Raw genomic sequence first — 17531 nt, 5'->3', positions numbered from 1 at the left:
AGGGATGGATAGAACACATGAACTTACATGAATATCAGGCCAAACAGCTGTTTGCCCGGTATGGCTTACCGGCTCCGGTGGGTTATGCCTGTACTACCCCGCGTGAAGCAGAAGAAGCTGCATCTAAAATCGGTGCCGGCCCGTGGGTAGTTAAGTGTCAGGTTCACGCTGGTGGCCGTGGTAAAGCGGGCGGTGTGAAGGTTGTTAAGAGCAAAGAAGAGATTCGTGCGTTTGCTGAACATTGGCTCGGCAAGCGTCTGGTAACGTACCAGACGGACGCGAACGGCCAGCCGGTTAACCAGATCCTGGTGGAAGCGGCGACCGACATCGCGAAAGAACTGTACCTGGGCGCGGTTGTTGACCGTAGCTCTCGTCGCGTGGTGTTCATGGCGTCTACCGAAGGCGGCGTGGAAATCGAAAAAGTGGCGGAAGAAACTCCTCACCTGATTCACAAAGTGGCTATCGATCCGCTGGCGGGCCCAATGCCTTACCAGGGTCGCGAGCTGGCGTTCAAGCTGGGCCTGGAAGGCAAGCTGGTTCAGCAGTTCACCAAGATCTTCATGGGTCTGGCGAACATCTTCCTGGAACGCGATCTGGCGCTGATCGAGATCAACCCGCTGGTGATTACCACCCAGGGCGACCTGATCTGCCTTGACGGTAAGCTGGGCGCTGACGGTAACGCGCTGTTCCGCCAGTCCGATCTGCGCGAAATGCGCGACCAGTCTCAGGAAGACCCGCGTGAAGCGCAGGCTGCACAGTGGGAGCTGAACTACGTGGCGCTGGACGGTAACATCGGCTGTATGGTTAACGGTGCGGGCCTGGCAATGGGCACCATGGACATCGTTAAGCTGCACGGCGGTGAGCCAGCAAACTTCCTCGACGTAGGCGGTGGCGCAACCAAAGAGCGCGTAACCGAAGCGTTCAAAATCATCCTGTCTGACGACAACGTAAAAGCTGTTCTGGTGAACATCTTCGGCGGTATCGTCCGTTGCGACCTGATTGCCGACGGTATCATCGGTGCGGTAGAAGAAGTGGGTGTTAACGTTCCGGTGGTTGTACGTCTGGAAGGTAACAACGCTGAACTCGGCGCGAAAAAACTGGCTGACAGCGGCCTGAATATTATTGCAGCGAAAAGTCTGACGGATGCAGCTCAGCAGGTTGTTGCCGCAGTGGAGGGGAAATAATGTCAGTTTTAATTAATAAAGATACCAAGGTTATCTGCCAGGGCTTCACCGGTAGCCAGGGGACTTTCCACTCCGAACAGGCAATTGCCTATGGTACGCAGATGGTTGGCGGCGTAACGCCAGGTAAAGGCGGCACCACGCATCTGGGCCTGCCGGTGTTCAACACCGTGCGTGAAGCCGTAGAAGCGACCGGCGCAACCGCGACCGTGATCTACGTTCCGGCTCCGTTCTGCAAAGACTCTATTCTGGAAGCGATCGACGCAGGCATCAAACTGATCATCACCATCACAGAAGGCATCCCGACGCTGGATATGCTGACCGTGAAGGTGAAGCTGGATGAAGCAGGCGTGCGTATGATCGGCCCGAACTGCCCAGGCGTTATCACCCCGGGCGAATGTAAAATCGGCATCATGCCGGGCCACATTCACAAGCCGGGTAAAGTGGGCATCGTGTCCCGTTCCGGTACCCTGACCTATGAAGCGGTTAAGCAGACCACCGACTACGGTTTCGGCCAGTCCACCTGCGTGGGCATCGGCGGTGACCCGATCCCGGGCTCTAACTTCATCGACATCCTGAAGCTGTTCCAGGAAGATCCACAGACCGAAGCGATCGTGATGATCGGTGAGATCGGTGGTAGCGCGGAAGAAGAAGCGGCTGCTTACATCAAAGAACACGTGACCAAGCCAGTTGTGGGTTACATCGCGGGTGTGACTGCGCCGAAAGGCAAGCGTATGGGTCACGCAGGCGCGATCATCGCTGGTGGTAAGGGTACGGCTGATGAGAAATTCGCAGCGCTGGAAGCCGCAGGCGTGAAAACCGTTCGCAGCCTGGCGGATATCGGCGAAGCACTGAAATCCATCATTAAGTAAGTCCTCTCTGCTCCCCGAAAGGGGGGCGTTGCAGTATAAAAATGTCCGTTTCGACATGGTTGGCCGCTGTAAAGCGGCCTTTTTTATTGCCTGCGTTTGGCGACAAGCGTGAACTTGTAATCGTCGGTATTGAACACGTTGCGGCTGTATTCAAAAACACGTCCGTCCTTCAGAAACCCGCGGGAGACTTTTTCCAGGATCGGCTTCGCCGGATCGAGCGACAGCGCGGCGATCGCTTCCTCTGACGGCATGATCGGCACCAGCTCCTGCTCGCTGCGATCGATAACCAGCTTTTTGATCTGCTCAATGTAGTGGTATTTCGAATTCTCCATCACTTCCCAGGTGAGGTCGGGGAACATCGCCAGCGGCATCCACGTTTCTTCCAGATTCACCGGTTTTTGTTTGATAAAGCGGACGCGTTTGACGTGCCAGACTTTATCGTCCGGGTTGATCGCCAGCCTTGCGGCGAGCCTCTCATCGGCTTTCACCACTTCGAAGACGCTGACGTCGCTGTGGGTATCCACGTTCCGGTCCGCCAGTTTTTCGTAAAAACCGGTGAGCTGGTAAATGTCGTAGTTAACGCGCTCTTCTTTTACGTAGGTGCCGCTGCCCTGAATGCTCTCGACGATCTGTTCTTCCGTAAGCAGCTTCAGCGCTTGTCTCACCGTTACACGGCTAACGTTGAACGCCTCCTGAAGGCTGGATTCCGTCGGTAACGCATCGCCGGGTTTTAACTCACCCGCGTTGATTTTCTCGCGAAGCGCATCGGCTATCTGCCGGTACATCGGTTTGTTACCCATAGAATCTGCCTTTCTAATACCTTTTCACGGAATTATGCCTTCAGCTTAAAATTTGTAAATAAGACAAATTAAATACAAATATGCGTCATTAGTGAAAGTGATCACATACATGTATTGTATTGCCTGACACAATTGCCGCCAGACAATTACAACTTACGTGTGAGGATCTTATGAACCTGACGACTCTGACCCACACCAGTGCTGTCTGCGTGCAGGCGCACTATGCCAGCCGTGATGAGGCCATTCGCCAGCTTACGATGCGGCTGGTGGCGCTGGGCAAAATTACCGATGGCGATGCATTTCTGGCGGAAGTCTACCGTCGTGAATCACTGGGGCCGACCGCGCTGGGTGAAGGGCTGGCTGTCCCGCATGGTAAATCGAGCGCGGTGAACGAAGCGGCTTTTGCGGTTGCTACGCTGTGCGAACCGCTGGAGTGGGAGGGGGTGGACGGCCCTGAACAGGTAGAGCTGATCGTCCTGCTTGCCATCCCGCCAGCTGAAGCGGGATCCACGCATATCCAGGTGCTGACGGCGCTGACGTCTCGCCTGGCCGATGATGCCCTCCGGGAACGCGTTATGGTTGCAGAGACGGCAGAGGATCTGCTTGATGCGCTGAACGGTGTCTCCAGGGAAGACGAGGCTGATACGCTGGTGAATGCACCAACCGTCGTGTGCGTCACCGCCTGTCCGGCCGGGATCGCGCATACCTATATGGCCGCAGAGTACTTGGAAAAAGCGGGACGTAAGCTCGGCGTCAACGTGGCGGTCGAAAAGCAGGGGGCGAACGGCATTGAAGGGCGCATTACTGCCGAGCAGTTGCAGGAGGCAAAAGCGTGTATTTTTGCCGCAGAAGTGGCGATCAAAGAGAGCGAGCGCTTTCAGAGGATCCCCGCTATTTCCGTGCCCGTCGCGGAACCCCTGCGCCATGCAGAAGCGCTTATTGAGCGCGCGCTGGCACTGAAGCCTTCTACCGATGCGCGCCATGCACAGGCCGATACCGAAACGAAAAAGAGCGTTAAAACTGAACTCAAGCAGGCGCTTCTCAGCGGCATTTCTTTTGCGGTGCCGCTGATCGTCGCCGGCGGTACGGTGCTGGCCGTATCGGTACTGCTGGCGCAAATCTTTGGCCTGCAGCACCTGTTTGACCAGGAAAACTCGTGGCTGTGGATGTATCGCAAGCTTGGCGGCGGCATGCTCGGCATTTTGATGGTGCCTGTTCTGGCAGCCTACACCGCCTACTCGCTGGCGGACAAACCCGCGCTGACGCCGGGCTTTGCGGCCGGTCTTGCTGCCAACATGATCGGCTCCGGTTTTCTCGGCGCTATCGTCGGCGGGCTTATCGCGGGCTATCTGATGCGCTGGGTGAAAAACCACATCCGGCTCAGTAGCCGCTACAACGGCTTTCTGACTTTTTATCTCTATCCGGTAATTGGCGTGCTGGGCGCGGGTAGCCTGATGCTGTTTGTGATCGGTGAGCCGGTGGCCTGGCTTAATGCTACGCTCACCGCCTGGCTTAATGGGCTATCCGGCGCGAATGCGCTGCTTCTGGGAGCGATTCTCGGGTTTATGTGCTCATTCGATTTGGGTGGCCCGGTCAACAAAGCCTCTTACGCGTTCTGTCTGGGAGCGATGGCGAACGGGGTATACGGTCCCTATGCCATCTTTGCCTCCGTCAAAATGGTGTCGGCCTTTACCGTTACGGCGTCAACGTTGCTCGCACCGAAACTGTTTAAACCGTTTGAAATTGAAACCGGTAAATCCACCTGGCTGCTCGGCCTTGCGGGCATCACCGAAGGGGCGATTCCGATGGCGATTGAAGATCCGCTTCGCGTCATTGGTTCATTCGTGCTCGGCTCCATGGTAACAGGCGCGATTGTCGGCGCGATGGGGATCGGGTTGTCCACGCCGGGGGCCGGTATTTTCTCTCTCTTTTTACTTCACGATGCCGGGTTGGGCGGTGTGGTTGCGGCGGCGGGCTGGTTTGGCGCGGCGCTGGTGGGTACCGCTATCTCCACCTTTATTCTGCTGCTCTGGCGACGCCAGGCGGTGAAAAAGGGCAACTACGTCACTGAAGACGCCATACCGTAACAACGCACAAACAGGAAACGAAGATGAAAGCTGTATCTCGCGTTCATATCACGCCGCATATGCACTGGGACCGTGAGTGGTACTTCACCACCGAAGAGTCGCGTATTCTTCTGGTCAATAATATTGAAGAGATCCTGACCCGTCTGGAGCAGGATGATGAGTATAAATATTATGTCCTCGATGGACAGACGGCGGTGCTGGAGGATTATTTTGCCGTCGTGCCTGAAAATCGCTCGCGGGTGAAAGCGCTTGTGGAGCGCGGAAAGCTGATTATAGGCCCCTGGTATACCCAGACCGATACCACGATTGTCAGCGGCGAGTCGATTGTCCGCAACCTGATGTACGGCATTCGTGACTGTATGGCGTTCGGCGAGCCGATGAAGATCGGCTATCTGCCGGATTCGTTTGGCATGTCCAGCCAGCTTCCGCATATCTATAACGGATTTGGCATCACCCGCACGATGTTCTGGCGCGGCTGCTCGGAAAGACACGGAACCGATAAAACCGAATTTCTCTGGCAGAGCCAGGACGGCAGCGAAGTAACTGCGCAGGTACTGCCGCTGGGCTACGCGATTGGTAAGTACTTACCGGAGGACGAAGCGGGGCTGCGAAAACGGCTCGACAGCTATTTCGAGGTCCTTGAAAACGCCTCCGTCACCAAAGAGATTTTGCTGCCCAACGGTCACGACCAGATGCCGCTGCAGCAGAACATTTTCGCGGTGATGGATAAGCTTCGTGAAATCTATCCCCAGCGTCAATTTGTGATGAGTCGGTTCGAAGAGGTGTTTGATTATATCGACGCGCACCGCGATGAGCTGGCCACGCTAAAAGGGGAGTTTATCGACGGGAAATACATGCGCGTTCACCGGACCATCGGCTCCACGCGCATGGACATTAAAATCGCCCATGCCCGTATTGAGAACAAAATTGTCAATATCCTCGAGCCGCTGGCGGCGCTTGCCTGGACGCTGGGCTTCGACTACCACCACGGCCTGCTGGAGAAGATGTGGAAAGAGATCCTCAAAAACCACGCTCATGACAGCATAGGCTGCTGCTGCAGCGACAAGGTGCATCGCGAGATTGTTTCCCGCTTTGAACTGGCTGAGGATATGGCTGACAACCTGGTGCGTTTCTATATGCGCAAGATTGTTGACAACATGCCGCAAAGCGACGCCGATAAGCTGGTGATGTTCAACCTGATGCCCTGGCCGCGTGAAGAGGTAATGAACACCACGATTCGGCTGCGCGCCAGCCAGTTCCGACTGCGCGATGAAAAAGGCAATGAGATCCCGTATTTCATCCGCAGCGCGCGCGAGCTCGACCCCGGCCTTATTGACCGGCAGATTGTTCACTACGGTAATTACGAACCGTTTATGGAGTTTGATATTCAGCTCAGCCAGATACTGCCGTCGATGGGCTATCGCACATTGTTTATCGAACCAAACGTGGCCGGGAAGATGCTTTCTGCGGTGAAAAACACCGAATCCTTACTTGAAAATGCCTTCTGGCAGATTGACTTAAATGACGACGGCACGCTGCGCCTGCGCGATAAAGAAACCGGGCTTATTTATGACCGCGTGCTGGAAATCGAAGATAGTTCGGATGATGGCGACGAGTACGACTACTCACCTTCTCGGGAAGAGTGGAGACTCACTTCAGCGCAGGGCGAACATGAGGTTGAGGTCACGCACGAAGGCTGGCAGAGCAGGGCGGCTATCCGCCATCGAATCGCCGTTCCGGCAAATCTGGCCGAACGCGCGGCGCGCCAGCGAAACGGCTTACTCAACGTGGAGTTTGACGTCACGCTCAGCCATAACAGCAGGCGCATTGATGTGGCCGTCTGTCTGGATAACCAGGCTAACGACCACCGCGTTCGCGTGCTGATCCCAACGCCGTTTACGACAGAGGAAGTGTTAGCGGATACGCAGTTTGGCGCGATCTCTCGCCCGGTGCAGGACCCGGCGATGCAAAACTGGCAGGAGGAGGGCTGGAAAGAAGCGCCGGTTCCCGTCTGGAATTTACTCAACTATGCCGTTCTGCAGGAAAAACGAAACGGACTTGCGTTATTCACCGAGGGGCTGCGTGAGTTTGAAGTGGTGGGTGATGACAAAAAAGCATTCGCCTTAACCTTGTTGCGCGGCGTGGGCCTTCTCGGGAAAGAAGATTTGCTGTTGCGTCCTGGTAGACCTTCGGGGATCAAAATACCTGTTCCTGACTCTCAGCTGTGCGGGCCATTAACCTGTCGCTTTAGCCTCTTCAGCTTCAGCGGCACGCCGGAAAACGCGGGTGTCGCGCAGCAGGCTAAATCGTGGTTAACGCCGGTGCAGTGTTATAACAAGATCCCCTGGGATGCAATGAAGCTGAATCGCGCGTCGTTGACCACGCCGGAAAGTTACAGCCTGTTAGCGCTTTCGCCAACGGGATGCGTACTCAGTGCGCTCAAAAAAGCGGAAGACCGTGATGAGCTGATTCTTCGTCTGTTCAACCCTTCACAGTCCAGCGCATGTGACGCGACGCTATCCGTGAATCCGGCGGTGAAGCGGTGCTGCGAAACGGACATGAATGAACGGCTGATGGACCACGGTGAAGAAGAGGGGATAGCCGGGGTATTCAGGCCGGGGCAGTCGCGAACCTTTAGTATTCTTATCGTTTGAGTACCGTGATAAGAAAAGGCTGCATCCAGGGCAGCCTTTTTTCATTAAATAGTCACACAGCGGTGTTAACTTATGAGGTGTTAAAAGTAAATTAAATGTAATTTCGAAGGGTTGCATAAATACAATGGAAAAATAACCTGGCCCGACTACGCTTTATGGTTTGTTCCTCGTTGAAATGTTGCTTTCTTTGGCGTTAATTAAAATCACTTCTGTTTATATTTTTTTCCGTCTTCGATAACCAATCTCATCTTTGTATGCACATGTCGTTAACATGGTTTTTACCATTCTCACCATCATTAAACATGGTTAACATCGGCGATCGTTTTTGATTTAAATCAATGTTTAATCCTTGGAAAAAGGCGATGAAAAGCGCTAAATTGTCCCGGATCAAAATGGCCGAAAAGTGGTAATTTTGCTATAAATTGATCGCCGTCGAAAAACGTAAATGTGATTCAATAAAAACCTGTTTATTGTAAGGGTTTTGCAGCGTATTATATTTGCGGGATCAATTTGAGTTTTTTATTAACGTATTTGTAACCTCACGTCATCGTTTTTATCCTCCTTCAGGGTAATAACGACGACAAGGATGCGAATAATTTGTATTGGGGCATGCGTGTGGATCTCTTTCTGACGGGGTTCACTCTCGGAGTCTTCATGCGATGAGCAAGGAGTCATGATGTTAGATATAGTCGAACTGTCGCGCTTACAGTTTGCCTTGACCGCGATGTACCACTTCCTGTTTGTGCCACTGACGCTGGGTATGGCGTTCCTGCTGGCCATTATGGAAACGGTATACGTTCTCTCCGGCAAACAGATTTATAAAGATATGACCAAGTTCTGGGGCAAGTTGTTTGGTATCAACTTCGCACTGGGCGTGGCAACCGGTCTGACTATGGAGTTCCAGTTCGGGACTAACTGGTCTTACTATTCCCACTATGTAGGGGATATCTTCGGTGCGCCGCTGGCCATTGAAGGTCTGATGGCATTCTTCCTCGAATCCACCTTTGTAGGTCTGTTCTTCTTCGGTTGGGACCGTCTGGGTAAAGTCCAGCATATGGCGGTGACCTGGCTGGTGGCATTAGGTTCGAACCTGTCCGCGCTGTGGATCCTGGTGGCGAACGGCTGGATGCAGAACCCTATCGCGTCTGATTTCAACTTCGAAACCATGCGTATGGAGATGGTCAGCTTTGCCGAGCTGGTCCTGAACCCGGTTGCGCAGGTTAAATTCGTTCACACCGTGGCTTCTGGCTACGTGTGCGGCGCGATGTTTGTACTGGGCATCAGTTCTTACTACATGCTGCGCGGTCGAGACTTCGCGTTTGCTAAGCGCTCCTTTGCTATCGCTGCAAGCTTCGGTATGGCTGCAATCCTCTCTGTTATCGTTCTGGGTGATGAATCCGGTTACGAAATGGGTGACGTGCAGAAAACCAAACTGGCCGCCATCGAGGCCGAATGGGAAACCCAGCCGGCACCAGCTGCCTTTACGCTGTTCGGTATTCCGGATCAGGACGCACAGGAAAACCGCTTCGCTATTCAGATCCCTTACGCGCTGGGTATCATCGCCACCCGTTCTGTTGATAAGCAGGTGACGGGTCTGAAAGAGCTGATGGTTCAGCACGAAGAGCGTATCCGTAACGGTATGAAAGCCTACTCGCTGCTGGAACAGCTGCGTGCCGGTTCTACCGACCAGGCCGTTCGCGACCAGTTCAACAACGTGAAGAAAGATCTGGGTTACGGTCTGCTGCTGAAGCGTTATACCCCGAACGTGTCTGATGCGACAGAAGCGCAGATCCAGATGGCAACCAAAGACTCGATTCCACGCGTTGCGCCTCTGTACTTCGCATTCCGTATCATGGTGGGCTGCGGCATCATCATGCTGCTGATCATTGCGGCGTCCTTCTGGTCCGTGATTCGCAACCGCATCGGCGAGAAAAAGTGGCTGTTGCGCACTGCGCTGTACGGTATTCCACTGCCGTGGATCGCAATCGAATCCGGCTGGTTTGTAGCGGAGTATGGCCGTCAGCCATGGGCGATCGGTGAGGTGCTGCCAACGGCGGTAGCGAACTCGTCCCTGACCGCAGGCGACCTGATCTTCTCCATGCTGCTGATTTGTGGTCTGTACACCCTGTTCCTGGTGGCTGAACTGTTCCTGATGTTCAAGTTCGCGCGCCTTGGCCCAAGCAGCCTGAAAACCGGTCGCTATCACTACGAGCAGTCCACTGCGACTACTCAGCCGGCACGCTAAGACAGGAGTCATCAAATGATCGATTATGAAGTATTGCGTTTTATCTGGTGGCTGTTGATCGGCGTTCTGCTGATCGGTTTCGCCGTCACGGATGGTTTCGACATGGGGGTGGGGATGCTCACCCGTTTCCTCGGTCGTAATGACACCGAGCGTCGAATCATGATCAACTCCATCGCCCCTCACTGGGACGGTAACCAGGTGTGGCTGATCACCGCAGGCGGCGCGCTGTTCGCTGCCTGGCCGATGGTCTACGCGGCTGCGTTCTCCGGCTTCTACGTGGCGATGATTCTGGTGCTGGCCTCTTTATTCTTCCGTCCGGTCGGTTTCGACTACCGTTCAAAGATTGAAGACACCCGCTGGCGCAACATGTGGGACTGGGGCATCTTCATCGGTAGCTTCGTTCCACCGCTGGTGATCGGCGTAGCGTTCGGTAACCTGCTGCAGGGCGTACCGTTCCACCTGGACGAATACATGCGTCTTTATTACACCGGTAACTTCTTCCAGTTGCTGAATCCGTTTGGTCTGCTGGCCGGCGTGGTGAGCGTAGCGATGATCATCACTCAGGGCGCAACCTATCTGCAGATGCGTACGGTTGGTGAACTGCACCTGCGTTCCCGCGCGACGGCTCAGGTTGCTGCGCTGGTGACGCTGGTCTGCTTCGCGCTGGCAGGCGTGTGGGTGGTGTACGGTATTGATGGTTATGTGGTGACGTCTGCGATCAACCACACTGCACCGTCTAACCCGCTGACCAAAGAAGTGGCGCGTCAGGCTGGGGCATGGCTGGTGAACTTCAACAATACCCCTGCGCTGTGGGCGATCCCGGCTCTGGGCGTGCTGCTGCCGCTGCTGACCGTGCTGACGTCTCGTCTGGAGAAAGGCGCGCTGGCGTTCGTGTTCTCATCGCTGACCCTGGCGTGCATCATCCTGACATCGGGTATTGCAATGTTCCCATTCGTCATGCCATCCAGCACCATGCTGAATGCTAGCCTGACCATGTGGGATGCAACGTCCAGCCATATGACGCTGAACCTGATGACGTATGTTGCTTGCGTGTTCGTTCCGATTGTTCTGGCTTACACCATCTGGTGTTACTGGAAAATGTTCGGTCGCATCACTAAAGAACATATCGAAAGCAACACCCACTCTATGTATTAAGTAAGGAGCTGAATATGTGGTATTTCGCATGGATTTTAGGGACGCTTCTTGCCTGTGCATTTGGTGTCATCACTGCCCTGGCGCTTGAGCATGTCGAAGCGACCAAAGCGGGTGAAGAAAAACACTGATGAATATTATCGCGAAACTTTACGCGGTAATGGACAAGCGCCCGTTACGGGCGCTTTCTTTAGTGATGGCATTACTGCTGGCAGGTTGTATCTTCTGGGACCCTTCGCGCTTTGCAGCGAAAACCAGCGAGCTTGAAATCTGGCACGGCTTCCTCATTATGTGGGCGGTGTGTGCAGGTGTGATCCACGGCGTGGGCTTTCGTCCGAAAGCCGTTCACTGGCAGGGAATTTTTTGCCCGCTGATTGCCGATCTGGTGCTTCTCGCCGGTTTGATTTTCTTCTTCTTCTGAATAAGAAATGTCCGTTAACGTTATGGGCTTACCCTGGCCCATAAAAATTTACTCTCCGTTTACTTTCTCCCATTCCCAACCCTCTTTCCCGCGCGTATAGTAGCGAAGTTTAAAAGCATTAACTTTTGTTGCATTACCGGGATGTAAAGTGAATACAACGCTGTTTCGATGGCCGGTTCGTGTCTATTACGAAGATACCGATGCCGGTGGTGTGGTTTACCACGCCAGCTACGTTGCTTTTTATGAACGGGCACGCACAGAGATGCTGCGCCATCATCACTTTAGTCAACAGGTACTGTTGGCTGAGCGAGTTGCCTTCGTGGTTCGCAAGATGACGCTTGAGTATTTTGCGCCTGCCAGACTCGACGATATGCTCGAAGTCCAAACTGAAATTACATCAATGCGCGGGACCTCACTGGTTTTCACGCAGCGGATAGTCAACGCAGAGAATACCGTACTGAACTCAGCTGAAGTACTGATTGTTTGTGTTGATCCAACCATAATGAAGCCTCGTGCGCTTCCTAAGTCTATTGTCGCGGAGTTTAAGCAGTGACTGACATGAATATCCTTGATTTGTTCCTGAAGGCAAGCCTTCTGGTTAAACTTATCATGTTGATTTTGATTGGTTTTTCAATCGCATCCTGGGCCATCATCATCCAGAGAACGCGTATCCTCAATGCCGCTGGCCGTGAAGCTGAAGCGTTTGAAGATAAGTTCTGGTCGGGTATTGAGCTTTCTCGTCTGTATCAGGAGAGCCAGGGACGCCGTGAAAACCTTACAGGCTCCGAGCAAATTTTTTATAGCGGTTTCAAAGAGTTTGCCCGTCTGCATCGTGCAAACAATCATGCGCCGGAAGCGGTGGTGGAAGGTGCCTCGCGTGCGATGCGCATCTCTATGAACCGCGAGCTGGAAAATCTCGAAACGCATATTCCATTCCTCGGCACTGTCGGTTCCATCAGCCCGTACATCGGCCTGTTTGGTACCGTGTGGGGGATCATGCACGCCTTTATCGCGCTGGGCGCGGTGAAGCAGGCGACGTTGCAGATGGTTGCACCGGGTATCGCTGAAGCACTGATTGCGACCGCTATCGGTCTGTTTGCGGCAATTCCGGCGGTTATGGCTTACAACCGTCTGAACCAGCGCGTGAACAAACTGGAACTGAACTACGACAACTTTATGGAAGAGTTCACCGCGATTCTGCACCGTCAGGCGTTTACCAGCACCGAGAGCAACAAGGGGTAAACCATGGCCAGATCGCGTGGACGAGGTCGTCGCGAGCTCAAGTCCGAAATCAATATCGTTCCACTGCTGGACGTTCTGTTGGTACTGCTGCTGATCTTCATGGCAACAGCGCCAATCATTACCCAGAGCGTGGAAGTGGATCTGCCGGATGCGACAGAATCACAGGCGGTGAGCACCAATGACGATCCTCCGGTTATCATTGAGGTTTCCGGCGTAGGGCAATACAGCGTCGTGGTCGAGAAAGATCGTATGGATCAGCTGCCGCCTGAGCAGGTTATTGCCGAAGCGCAGCGTCGCCTGGAGTCAAATCCGAAAACGGTCTTCTTAATCGGTGGCGCGAAAGACGTACCCTACGATGAAATTATTAAAGCGCTGAACTTGCTACATAGTGCGGGCGTTAAGTCAGTTGGCTTAATGACTCAACCTATTTGATTATCCGCGTAGTTTTTGGGAACCGATAGTGTCAAAGGCAACCGAACAGAACGACAAGCTTAAGCGAGCGATAATCGTCTCCGCAGTGCTGCACGTTATTCTCTTTGCAGCGCTGATCTGGAGTTCGTTCGACGAGCATATTGATGCATCAGCCGGCGGCGGTGGAGGGTCTTCCATTGACGCCGTGATGGTGGATCCCGGTGCGGTAGTACAGAACTATAATCGCGAACAACAGCAGAAGGCGAGTGCCAAACGGGCTGAAGAGCAGCGTGAAAAACAGTCGCAACAGCAGGCGGAAGAACTGCGTGAAAAGCAGGCTGCAGAGCAGGAACGTCTGAAGCAGCTTGAGAAAGAACGTTTGCAGGCGCAGGAAGCCGCGAAAGAGCAGGCGGAACAGCAGAAACAAGCCGAAGAGGCCGCGAAGAAAGCTCAGGAACAGCAAAAGCAGGCGGAAGAGGCGGCAGCTAAAGCCGCAGCGGACGCTAAAGCTCAGGCTGATGCCCAGGCAAAATTAGCTGCAGAAGCGGCGAAGAAAGCCGCTGCTGATGCTCAGAAGAAAGCTGAAGCGGAAGCCGCGAAGAAAGCCGCTGCTGATGCCCAGAAGAAAGCTGAAGCGGAAGCCGCGAAGAAAGCTGCTGCCGATGCCCAGAAGAAAGCCGAAGCGGAAGCCGCGAAAAAAGCCGCTCAGGAAGCAGAGAAGAAAGCTGCTGCCGAGGCTGCGAAGAAAGCCGCTGCTGCAGAGAAAGCGGCTGCTGAAAAAGCCGCAGCAGAAAAAGCGGCAGCCGCCGAAAAAGCCGCTGCTGATAAAAAAGCTGCAGCTGAGAAGGCCGCTGCCGATAAGAAAGCCGCAGCAGAAAAAGCCGCTGCTAAAAAGGCTGCCGCCGCTGAAAAAGCCGCTGCTGCCGCAGGGGTTGACGATCTGCTGGGCGATTTGAGCTCCGGTAAGAATGCGCCGAAAGCGGGCGGTGGGGCGAAAGGAAACAACGCAGCGCCGACCGGAAGTGGTAACACTAAGAGTAACGGTGCGAGCGGGGCTGAAATCAACGGTTATGCCGCGCAGATTAAATCCGCTATTGAAAGCCGATTCTATGATGCGTCTTCCTATACCGGTAAAACGTGTACGTTGCGTATAAAACTGGCTCCGGACGGCATGCTGCTGGATATTAAGTCTGAAGGTGGCGACCCGGCTTTATGTACTGCGGCCCTGGCTGCAGCGCGTCAGGCGAAGATGCCTAAACCGCCGTCTCAGGCCGTTTACGAAGTCTTTAAAAATGCGCCGCTGGACTTCAAACCTTAAGTTACATTTTCCCCGTGCAAACGGGGAAAAATAGACCAGGTTTAGTCACAGGGTTCTGGTAGTTTTGTCTATTTGAGTTTGTTAACATTCTGCTAAATTATCGTGGGTAAGGTTACCCGGATAAGGGAGATATGATGAAGCAGGCATTACGTGTAGCATTTGGTTTTTTAATGCTGTGGGCAGCAGTACTGCACGCAGAAGTACGTATCGAGATCACCCAGGGGGTGGACTCGGCACGCCCAATCGGCGTTGTACCGTTCCAGTGGGCCGGTCCTGGCGCTGCACCTGAAGATGCCGGTGGCATCGTGGCGGCTGACCTGCGTAACAGCGGTAAATTCAACCCGTTAGATCGTTCTCGTCTGCCTCAGCAGCCGGGTAGCGCGCAGGAAGTACAGCCTGCAGCATGGTCTGCACTGGGTATTGATGCCGTGGTTGTGGGTCAGGTTACGCCTAACCCGGACGGCTCTTACAACGTGGCCTGGCAGCTGGTGGATACCGGTGGTGCGCCGGGTACCGTTCTGGCACAGAACTCTTACAAGGTCACTAAGCAGTACCTGCGCTATGCGGCACACGCTGCCAGCGATGCGGTATTTGAAAAACTGACCGGCATTAAAGGGGCGTTCCGTACCCGTATCGCGTATGTGGTGCAGACCAACGGTGGTCAGTTCCCGTATGAGCTGCGCGTATCTGACTACGACGGCTACAACCAGTTCCTGGTGAAACGTTCTTCGCAGCCGCTGATGTCTCCAGCCTGGTCTCCGGACGGTTCTAAACTGGCCTATGTAACCTTCGAAAGCGGCCGTTCAGCGCTGGTAATCCAGACGCTGGCTAACGGTGCGGTTCGTCAGGTGGCGTCTTTCCCGCGTCACAACGGTGCGCCTTCGTTCTCTCCGGACGGGTCTAAACTGGCCTTTGCGCTGTCAAAAACCGGTAGCCTGAACCTGTACGTGATGGACATTGGCTCTGGCCAGATCCGTCAGGTGACCGACGGTCGCAGCAACAATACCGAACCTTCATGGTTCCCGGACAGTCAAAACCTGGCGTTTACATCTGACCAGGCTGGCCGTCCACAAATCTATAAAGTCAACATCAACGGCGGTGCTCCGCAGCGTATTACCTGGGAAGGTTCGCAGAACCAGAACGCAGACGTGAGCACCGACGGTAAATTTATGGTAATGGTGAGCTCCAACGGCGGGCAGCAGCACATTGCCAAACAAGATCTGGTAGCGGGTGGCGTTCAAGTTCTGTCGTCAACGTTCCTGGATGAAACGCCAAGTCTGGCACCTAACGGCACGATGGTAATCTACAGCTCTTCTCAGGGGATGGGATCTGTGCTGAATCTGGTTTCTACAGATGGGCGTTTCAAAGCGCGTATTCCGGCCACTGATGGACAGGTAAAATCACCTGCCTGGTCGCCGTATCTGTAAATAATAATTAATTGATTACTAAAGGAATCATAGAAATGCAACTGAACAAAGTGCTGAAGGGGCTGATGATCGCTCTGCCTGTAATGGCAATCGCAGCGTGTTCTTCTAACAAGAACGCAAGCAATGACCAGAGCGGCGAAGGCATGATGGGTGCCGGCACCGGTATGGACGCGAACGGCAATGGCAACATGTCTTCTGAAGAGCAGGCTCGTCTTCAGATGCAGCAGCTGCAGCAGAACAACATCGTTTACTTCGATCTGGATAAATACGACATCCGTTCTGACTTCGCTGCGATGCTGGATGCGCACGCTAACTTCCTGCGTAGCAACCCATCTTACAAAGTCACCGTAGAAGGTCACGCGGACGAACGTGGTACTCCAGAGTACAACATCTCCCTGGGTGAACGTCGTGCTAACGCTGTTAAAATGTACCTGCAGGGTAAAGGCGTTTCTGCTGACCAGATCTCCATCGTTTCTTACGGTAAAGAAAAACCTGCAGTACTGGGTCACGACGAAGCGGCTTACTCCAAAAACCGTCGTGCCGTACTGGTTTACTAAGAGAATTGCATGAGCAGTAACTTCAGACATCATCTGTTGAGTCTGTCGTTACTGGTTGGAATAGCGGCCCCCTGGGCCGCTTTTGCTCAGGCACCAATCAGTAGTGTCGGCTCTGGCTCGGTAGAAGACCGGGTCACTCAACTCGAGCGTATTTCTAACGCTCACAGCCAGCTTTTAACCCAACTCCAGCAACAACTTTCCGATAACCAGAATGATATTGACTCTCTCCGCGGTCAGATTCAGGAAAGCCAGTATCAGCTTAACCAGGTTGTGGAACGTCAGAAGCAAATCTTGTTGCAGATAGATAGCCTGAGCAGCGGTGGTGCAGCAGCACAGCCAGCCGCAGGCGATCAGAGCGGTGCAGCGACGTCTACGCCAGCGCCATCTGCTGATACGTCAGCCTCAACAGGCGCGCCTGTACAGAGCGGTGACGCGAATACGGACTACAACGCGGCCATTGCCCTGGTGCAGGATCAATCTCGTCAGGATGACGCGCTTGCTGCGTTTCAGAACTTTGTTAAGAAATACCCTGATTCCACTTATCAGCCAAATGCGAATTACTGGCTCGGTCAGCTGAATTACAACAAGGGTAAAAAGGACGATGCGGCGTTTTATTTTGCCTCCGTGGTAAAAAATTACCCGAAATCGCCAAAAGCGCCTGATGCGATGTACAAAGTGGGCGTCATCATGCAGGACAAAGGCGACACTGCGAAAGCCAAAGCGGTTTATCAGCAGGTGGTCGCAAAATTCCCGGGTACCGAAGGTGCTAAGCAGGCGCAAAAACGTCTGAATTCGATGGGATGATTACCGCATGACCAGAAATCGCGTTATTTCTGGTCGTGCAGCATGATTCGTAAGCAGTTAAGTGATCTTCATCGAAATTTTTGTTGCGCTGAAATCTTAAATCAGTAATATATGCCGCCGTTGCCACGGGATATCAAACAACGTGAAAACAGCGTAAAAGTGGGTCGTTAGCTCAGTTGGTAGAGCAGTTGACTTTTAATCAATTGGTCGCAGGTTCGAATCCTGCACGACCCACCACTAAGTCAGGTGGAATTAGTAGTAAAACGTGAAGGATAACGTTGCGTCAGCAACGGCCCGTAGGGCGAGGCGAAGCCGAGTCATCCTGCACGACCCACCACTTAACGCAGTTCCGGCAGTACA

At 53.7% G+C, this 17531-nt stretch carries 16 protein-coding genes and 1 tRNA gene; 16 read left to right on the top strand and 1 reads right to left on the bottom strand.

Annotation, left to right across the window (positions count from 1 at the left end):
• Positions 1-17 precede the first annotated feature (17 nt).
• On the top strand, positions 18-1184 hold the full coding sequence (gene sucC, locus RVY89_RS12515) for an ADP-forming succinate--CoA ligase subunit beta (protein ID WP_047347067.1): 1167 nt from the start codon (positions 18-20) through the stop codon (positions 1182-1184).
• On the top strand, positions 1184-2053 hold the full coding sequence (gene sucD, locus RVY89_RS12510) for a succinate--CoA ligase subunit alpha (RefSeq protein ID WP_008501094.1): 870 nt from the start codon (positions 1184-1186) through the stop codon (positions 2051-2053). Before sucC ends, sucD begins: the two co-directional genes overlap by 1 nt.
• A gap of 83 nt (positions 2054-2136) precedes the next feature.
• Here the strand turns inward: sucD and RVY89_RS12505 are convergent, their stop codons facing one another.
• On the bottom strand, positions 2137-2853 hold the full coding sequence (locus tag RVY89_RS12505) for a GntR family transcriptional regulator (RefSeq protein ID WP_484825494.1): 717 nt from the start codon (positions 2851-2853) through the stop codon (positions 2137-2139).
• Between the two features lie 170 nt (positions 2854-3023).
• Here RVY89_RS12505 and mngA point away from each other — a divergent pair, with 170 nt between their 5' ends.
• From mngA to RVY89_RS12435, 14 genes are all read left to right on the top strand, one after another.
• Positions 3024-4940 (top strand): PTS 2-O-a-mannosyl-D-glycerate transporter subunit IIABC, encoded by a 1917-nt coding sequence (mngA, locus tag RVY89_RS12500; RefSeq protein ID WP_484825493.1) that lies wholly within the window; start codon positions 3024-3026, stop codon positions 4938-4940.
• A gap of 23 nt (positions 4941-4963) precedes the next feature.
• Positions 4964-7594 (top strand): mannosylglycerate hydrolase, encoded by a 2631-nt coding sequence (gene mngB / locus RVY89_RS12495; protein ID WP_484825492.1) that lies wholly within the window; start codon positions 4964-4966, stop codon positions 7592-7594.
• Between the two features lie 676 nt (positions 7595-8270).
• On the top strand, positions 8271-9839 hold the full coding sequence (gene cydA / locus RVY89_RS12490; RefSeq protein WP_023310795.1) for a cytochrome ubiquinol oxidase subunit I: 1569 nt from the start codon (positions 8271-8273) through the stop codon (positions 9837-9839).
• A 15-nt stretch (positions 9840-9854) separates the two neighbouring features.
• Positions 9855-10994, top strand: a complete 1140-nt coding sequence (cydB, locus tag RVY89_RS12485; RefSeq protein ID WP_023334940.1) for a cytochrome d ubiquinol oxidase subunit II — start codon at positions 9855-9857, stop codon at positions 10992-10994.
• Between the two features lie 14 nt (positions 10995-11008).
• A complete protein-coding gene (cydX, locus tag RVY89_RS12480; RefSeq protein WP_003858598.1) occupies positions 11009-11122 on the top strand; it encodes a cytochrome bd-I oxidase subunit CydX in 114 nt (37 codons plus the stop codon).
• The gene (ybgE, locus tag RVY89_RS12475; RefSeq protein ID WP_008501100.1) at positions 11122-11412 is read left to right on the top strand and encodes a cyd operon protein YbgE; all 291 of its coding nucleotides are present in this window, start codon (positions 11122-11124) and stop codon (positions 11410-11412) included. The genes cydX and ybgE overlap by 1 nt, the downstream gene beginning before the upstream one ends.
• A 148-nt stretch (positions 11413-11560) precedes the next feature.
• On the top strand, positions 11561-11965 hold the full coding sequence (gene ybgC, locus RVY89_RS12470) for a tol-pal system-associated acyl-CoA thioesterase (protein WP_003858593.1): 405 nt from the start codon (positions 11561-11563) through the stop codon (positions 11963-11965).
• Positions 11962-12654, top strand: coding sequence for a Tol-Pal system protein TolQ (gene tolQ / locus RVY89_RS12465; protein WP_008501101.1), 693 nt, complete (start codon positions 11962-11964; stop codon positions 12652-12654). The genes ybgC and tolQ overlap by 4 nt, the downstream gene beginning before the upstream one ends.
• A gap of 3 nt (positions 12655-12657) precedes the next feature.
• Positions 12658-13086: a colicin uptake protein TolR gene (gene tolR / locus RVY89_RS12460; RefSeq protein ID WP_003858589.1), complete on the top strand. Its 429-nt coding sequence runs from the start codon at positions 12658-12660 to the stop codon at positions 13084-13086.
• Positions 13087-13114: 28 nt separating this feature from the next.
• Complete coding sequence (gene tolA / locus RVY89_RS12455; RefSeq protein WP_484825491.1) at positions 13115-14383, top strand: cell envelope integrity protein TolA; 1269 nt, start codon at positions 13115-13117, stop codon at positions 14381-14383.
• A 134-nt stretch (positions 14384-14517) separates the two neighbouring features.
• Positions 14518-15810: a Tol-Pal system beta propeller repeat protein TolB gene (tolB, locus tag RVY89_RS12450; RefSeq protein WP_032638931.1), complete on the top strand. Its 1293-nt coding sequence runs from the start codon at positions 14518-14520 to the stop codon at positions 15808-15810.
• A 35-nt stretch (positions 15811-15845) separates the two neighbouring features.
• Positions 15846-16367 carry a peptidoglycan-associated lipoprotein Pal gene (gene pal / locus RVY89_RS12445; RefSeq protein WP_003858578.1) on the top strand — a complete coding sequence of 174 codons (522 nt, stop codon included), beginning with the start codon at positions 15846-15848 and terminating at the stop codon, positions 16365-16367.
• A 9-nt stretch (positions 16368-16376) separates the two neighbouring features.
• A complete protein-coding gene (gene cpoB / locus RVY89_RS12440; protein WP_484825490.1) occupies positions 16377-17171 on the top strand; it encodes a cell division protein CpoB in 795 nt (264 codons plus the stop codon).
• Positions 17172-17332: 161 nt separating this feature from the next.
• Positions 17333-17408, top strand: a tRNA-Lys gene (locus RVY89_RS12435).
• The last annotated feature ends 123 nt before the right edge of the window (positions 17409-17531 follow it).

Source organism: Enterobacter sp. 3U4 (assembly GCF_057224565.1).
This window is presented reverse-complemented; position numbering and strand designations above follow the sequence as displayed.

What these genes read in the sequence shown, in the direction of transcription:
- cpoB (WP_484825490.1), top strand. Translation starts at nt 16,377, where the DNA reads ATGAGCAGTAACTTCAGACATCATCTGTTGAGTCTGTCGTTACTGGTT.
- mngA (WP_484825493.1), top strand. Translation starts at nt 3,024, where the DNA reads ATGAACCTGACGACTCTGACCCACACCAGTGCTGTCTGCGTGCAGGCG.
- tolB (WP_032638931.1), top strand. Translation starts at nt 14,518, where the DNA reads ATGAAGCAGGCATTACGTGTAGCATTTGGTTTTTTAATGCTGTGGGCA.
- sucD (WP_008501094.1), top strand. Translation starts at nt 1,184, where the DNA reads ATGTCAGTTTTAATTAATAAAGATACCAAGGTTATCTGCCAGGGCTTC.
- RVY89_RS12505 (WP_484825494.1), bottom strand. Translation starts at nt 2,853, where the DNA reads ATGGGTAACAAACCGATGTACCGGCAGATAGCCGATGCGCTTCGCGAG.
- mngB (WP_484825492.1), top strand. Translation starts at nt 4,964, where the DNA reads ATGAAAGCTGTATCTCGCGTTCATATCACGCCGCATATGCACTGGGAC.
- cydB (WP_023334940.1), top strand. Translation starts at nt 9,855, where the DNA reads ATGATCGATTATGAAGTATTGCGTTTTATCTGGTGGCTGTTGATCGGC.
- ybgE (WP_008501100.1), top strand. Translation starts at nt 11,122, where the DNA reads ATGAATATTATCGCGAAACTTTACGCGGTAATGGACAAGCGCCCGTTA.
- sucC (WP_047347067.1), top strand. Translation starts at nt 18, where the DNA reads ATGAACTTACATGAATATCAGGCCAAACAGCTGTTTGCCCGGTATGGC.
- pal (WP_003858578.1), top strand. Translation starts at nt 15,846, where the DNA reads ATGCAACTGAACAAAGTGCTGAAGGGGCTGATGATCGCTCTGCCTGTA.
- cydA (WP_023310795.1), top strand. Translation starts at nt 8,271, where the DNA reads ATGTTAGATATAGTCGAACTGTCGCGCTTACAGTTTGCCTTGACCGCG.
- tolR (WP_003858589.1), top strand. Translation starts at nt 12,658, where the DNA reads ATGGCCAGATCGCGTGGACGAGGTCGTCGCGAGCTCAAGTCCGAAATC.
- cydX (WP_003858598.1), top strand. Translation starts at nt 11,009, where the DNA reads ATGTGGTATTTCGCATGGATTTTAGGGACGCTTCTTGCCTGTGCATTT.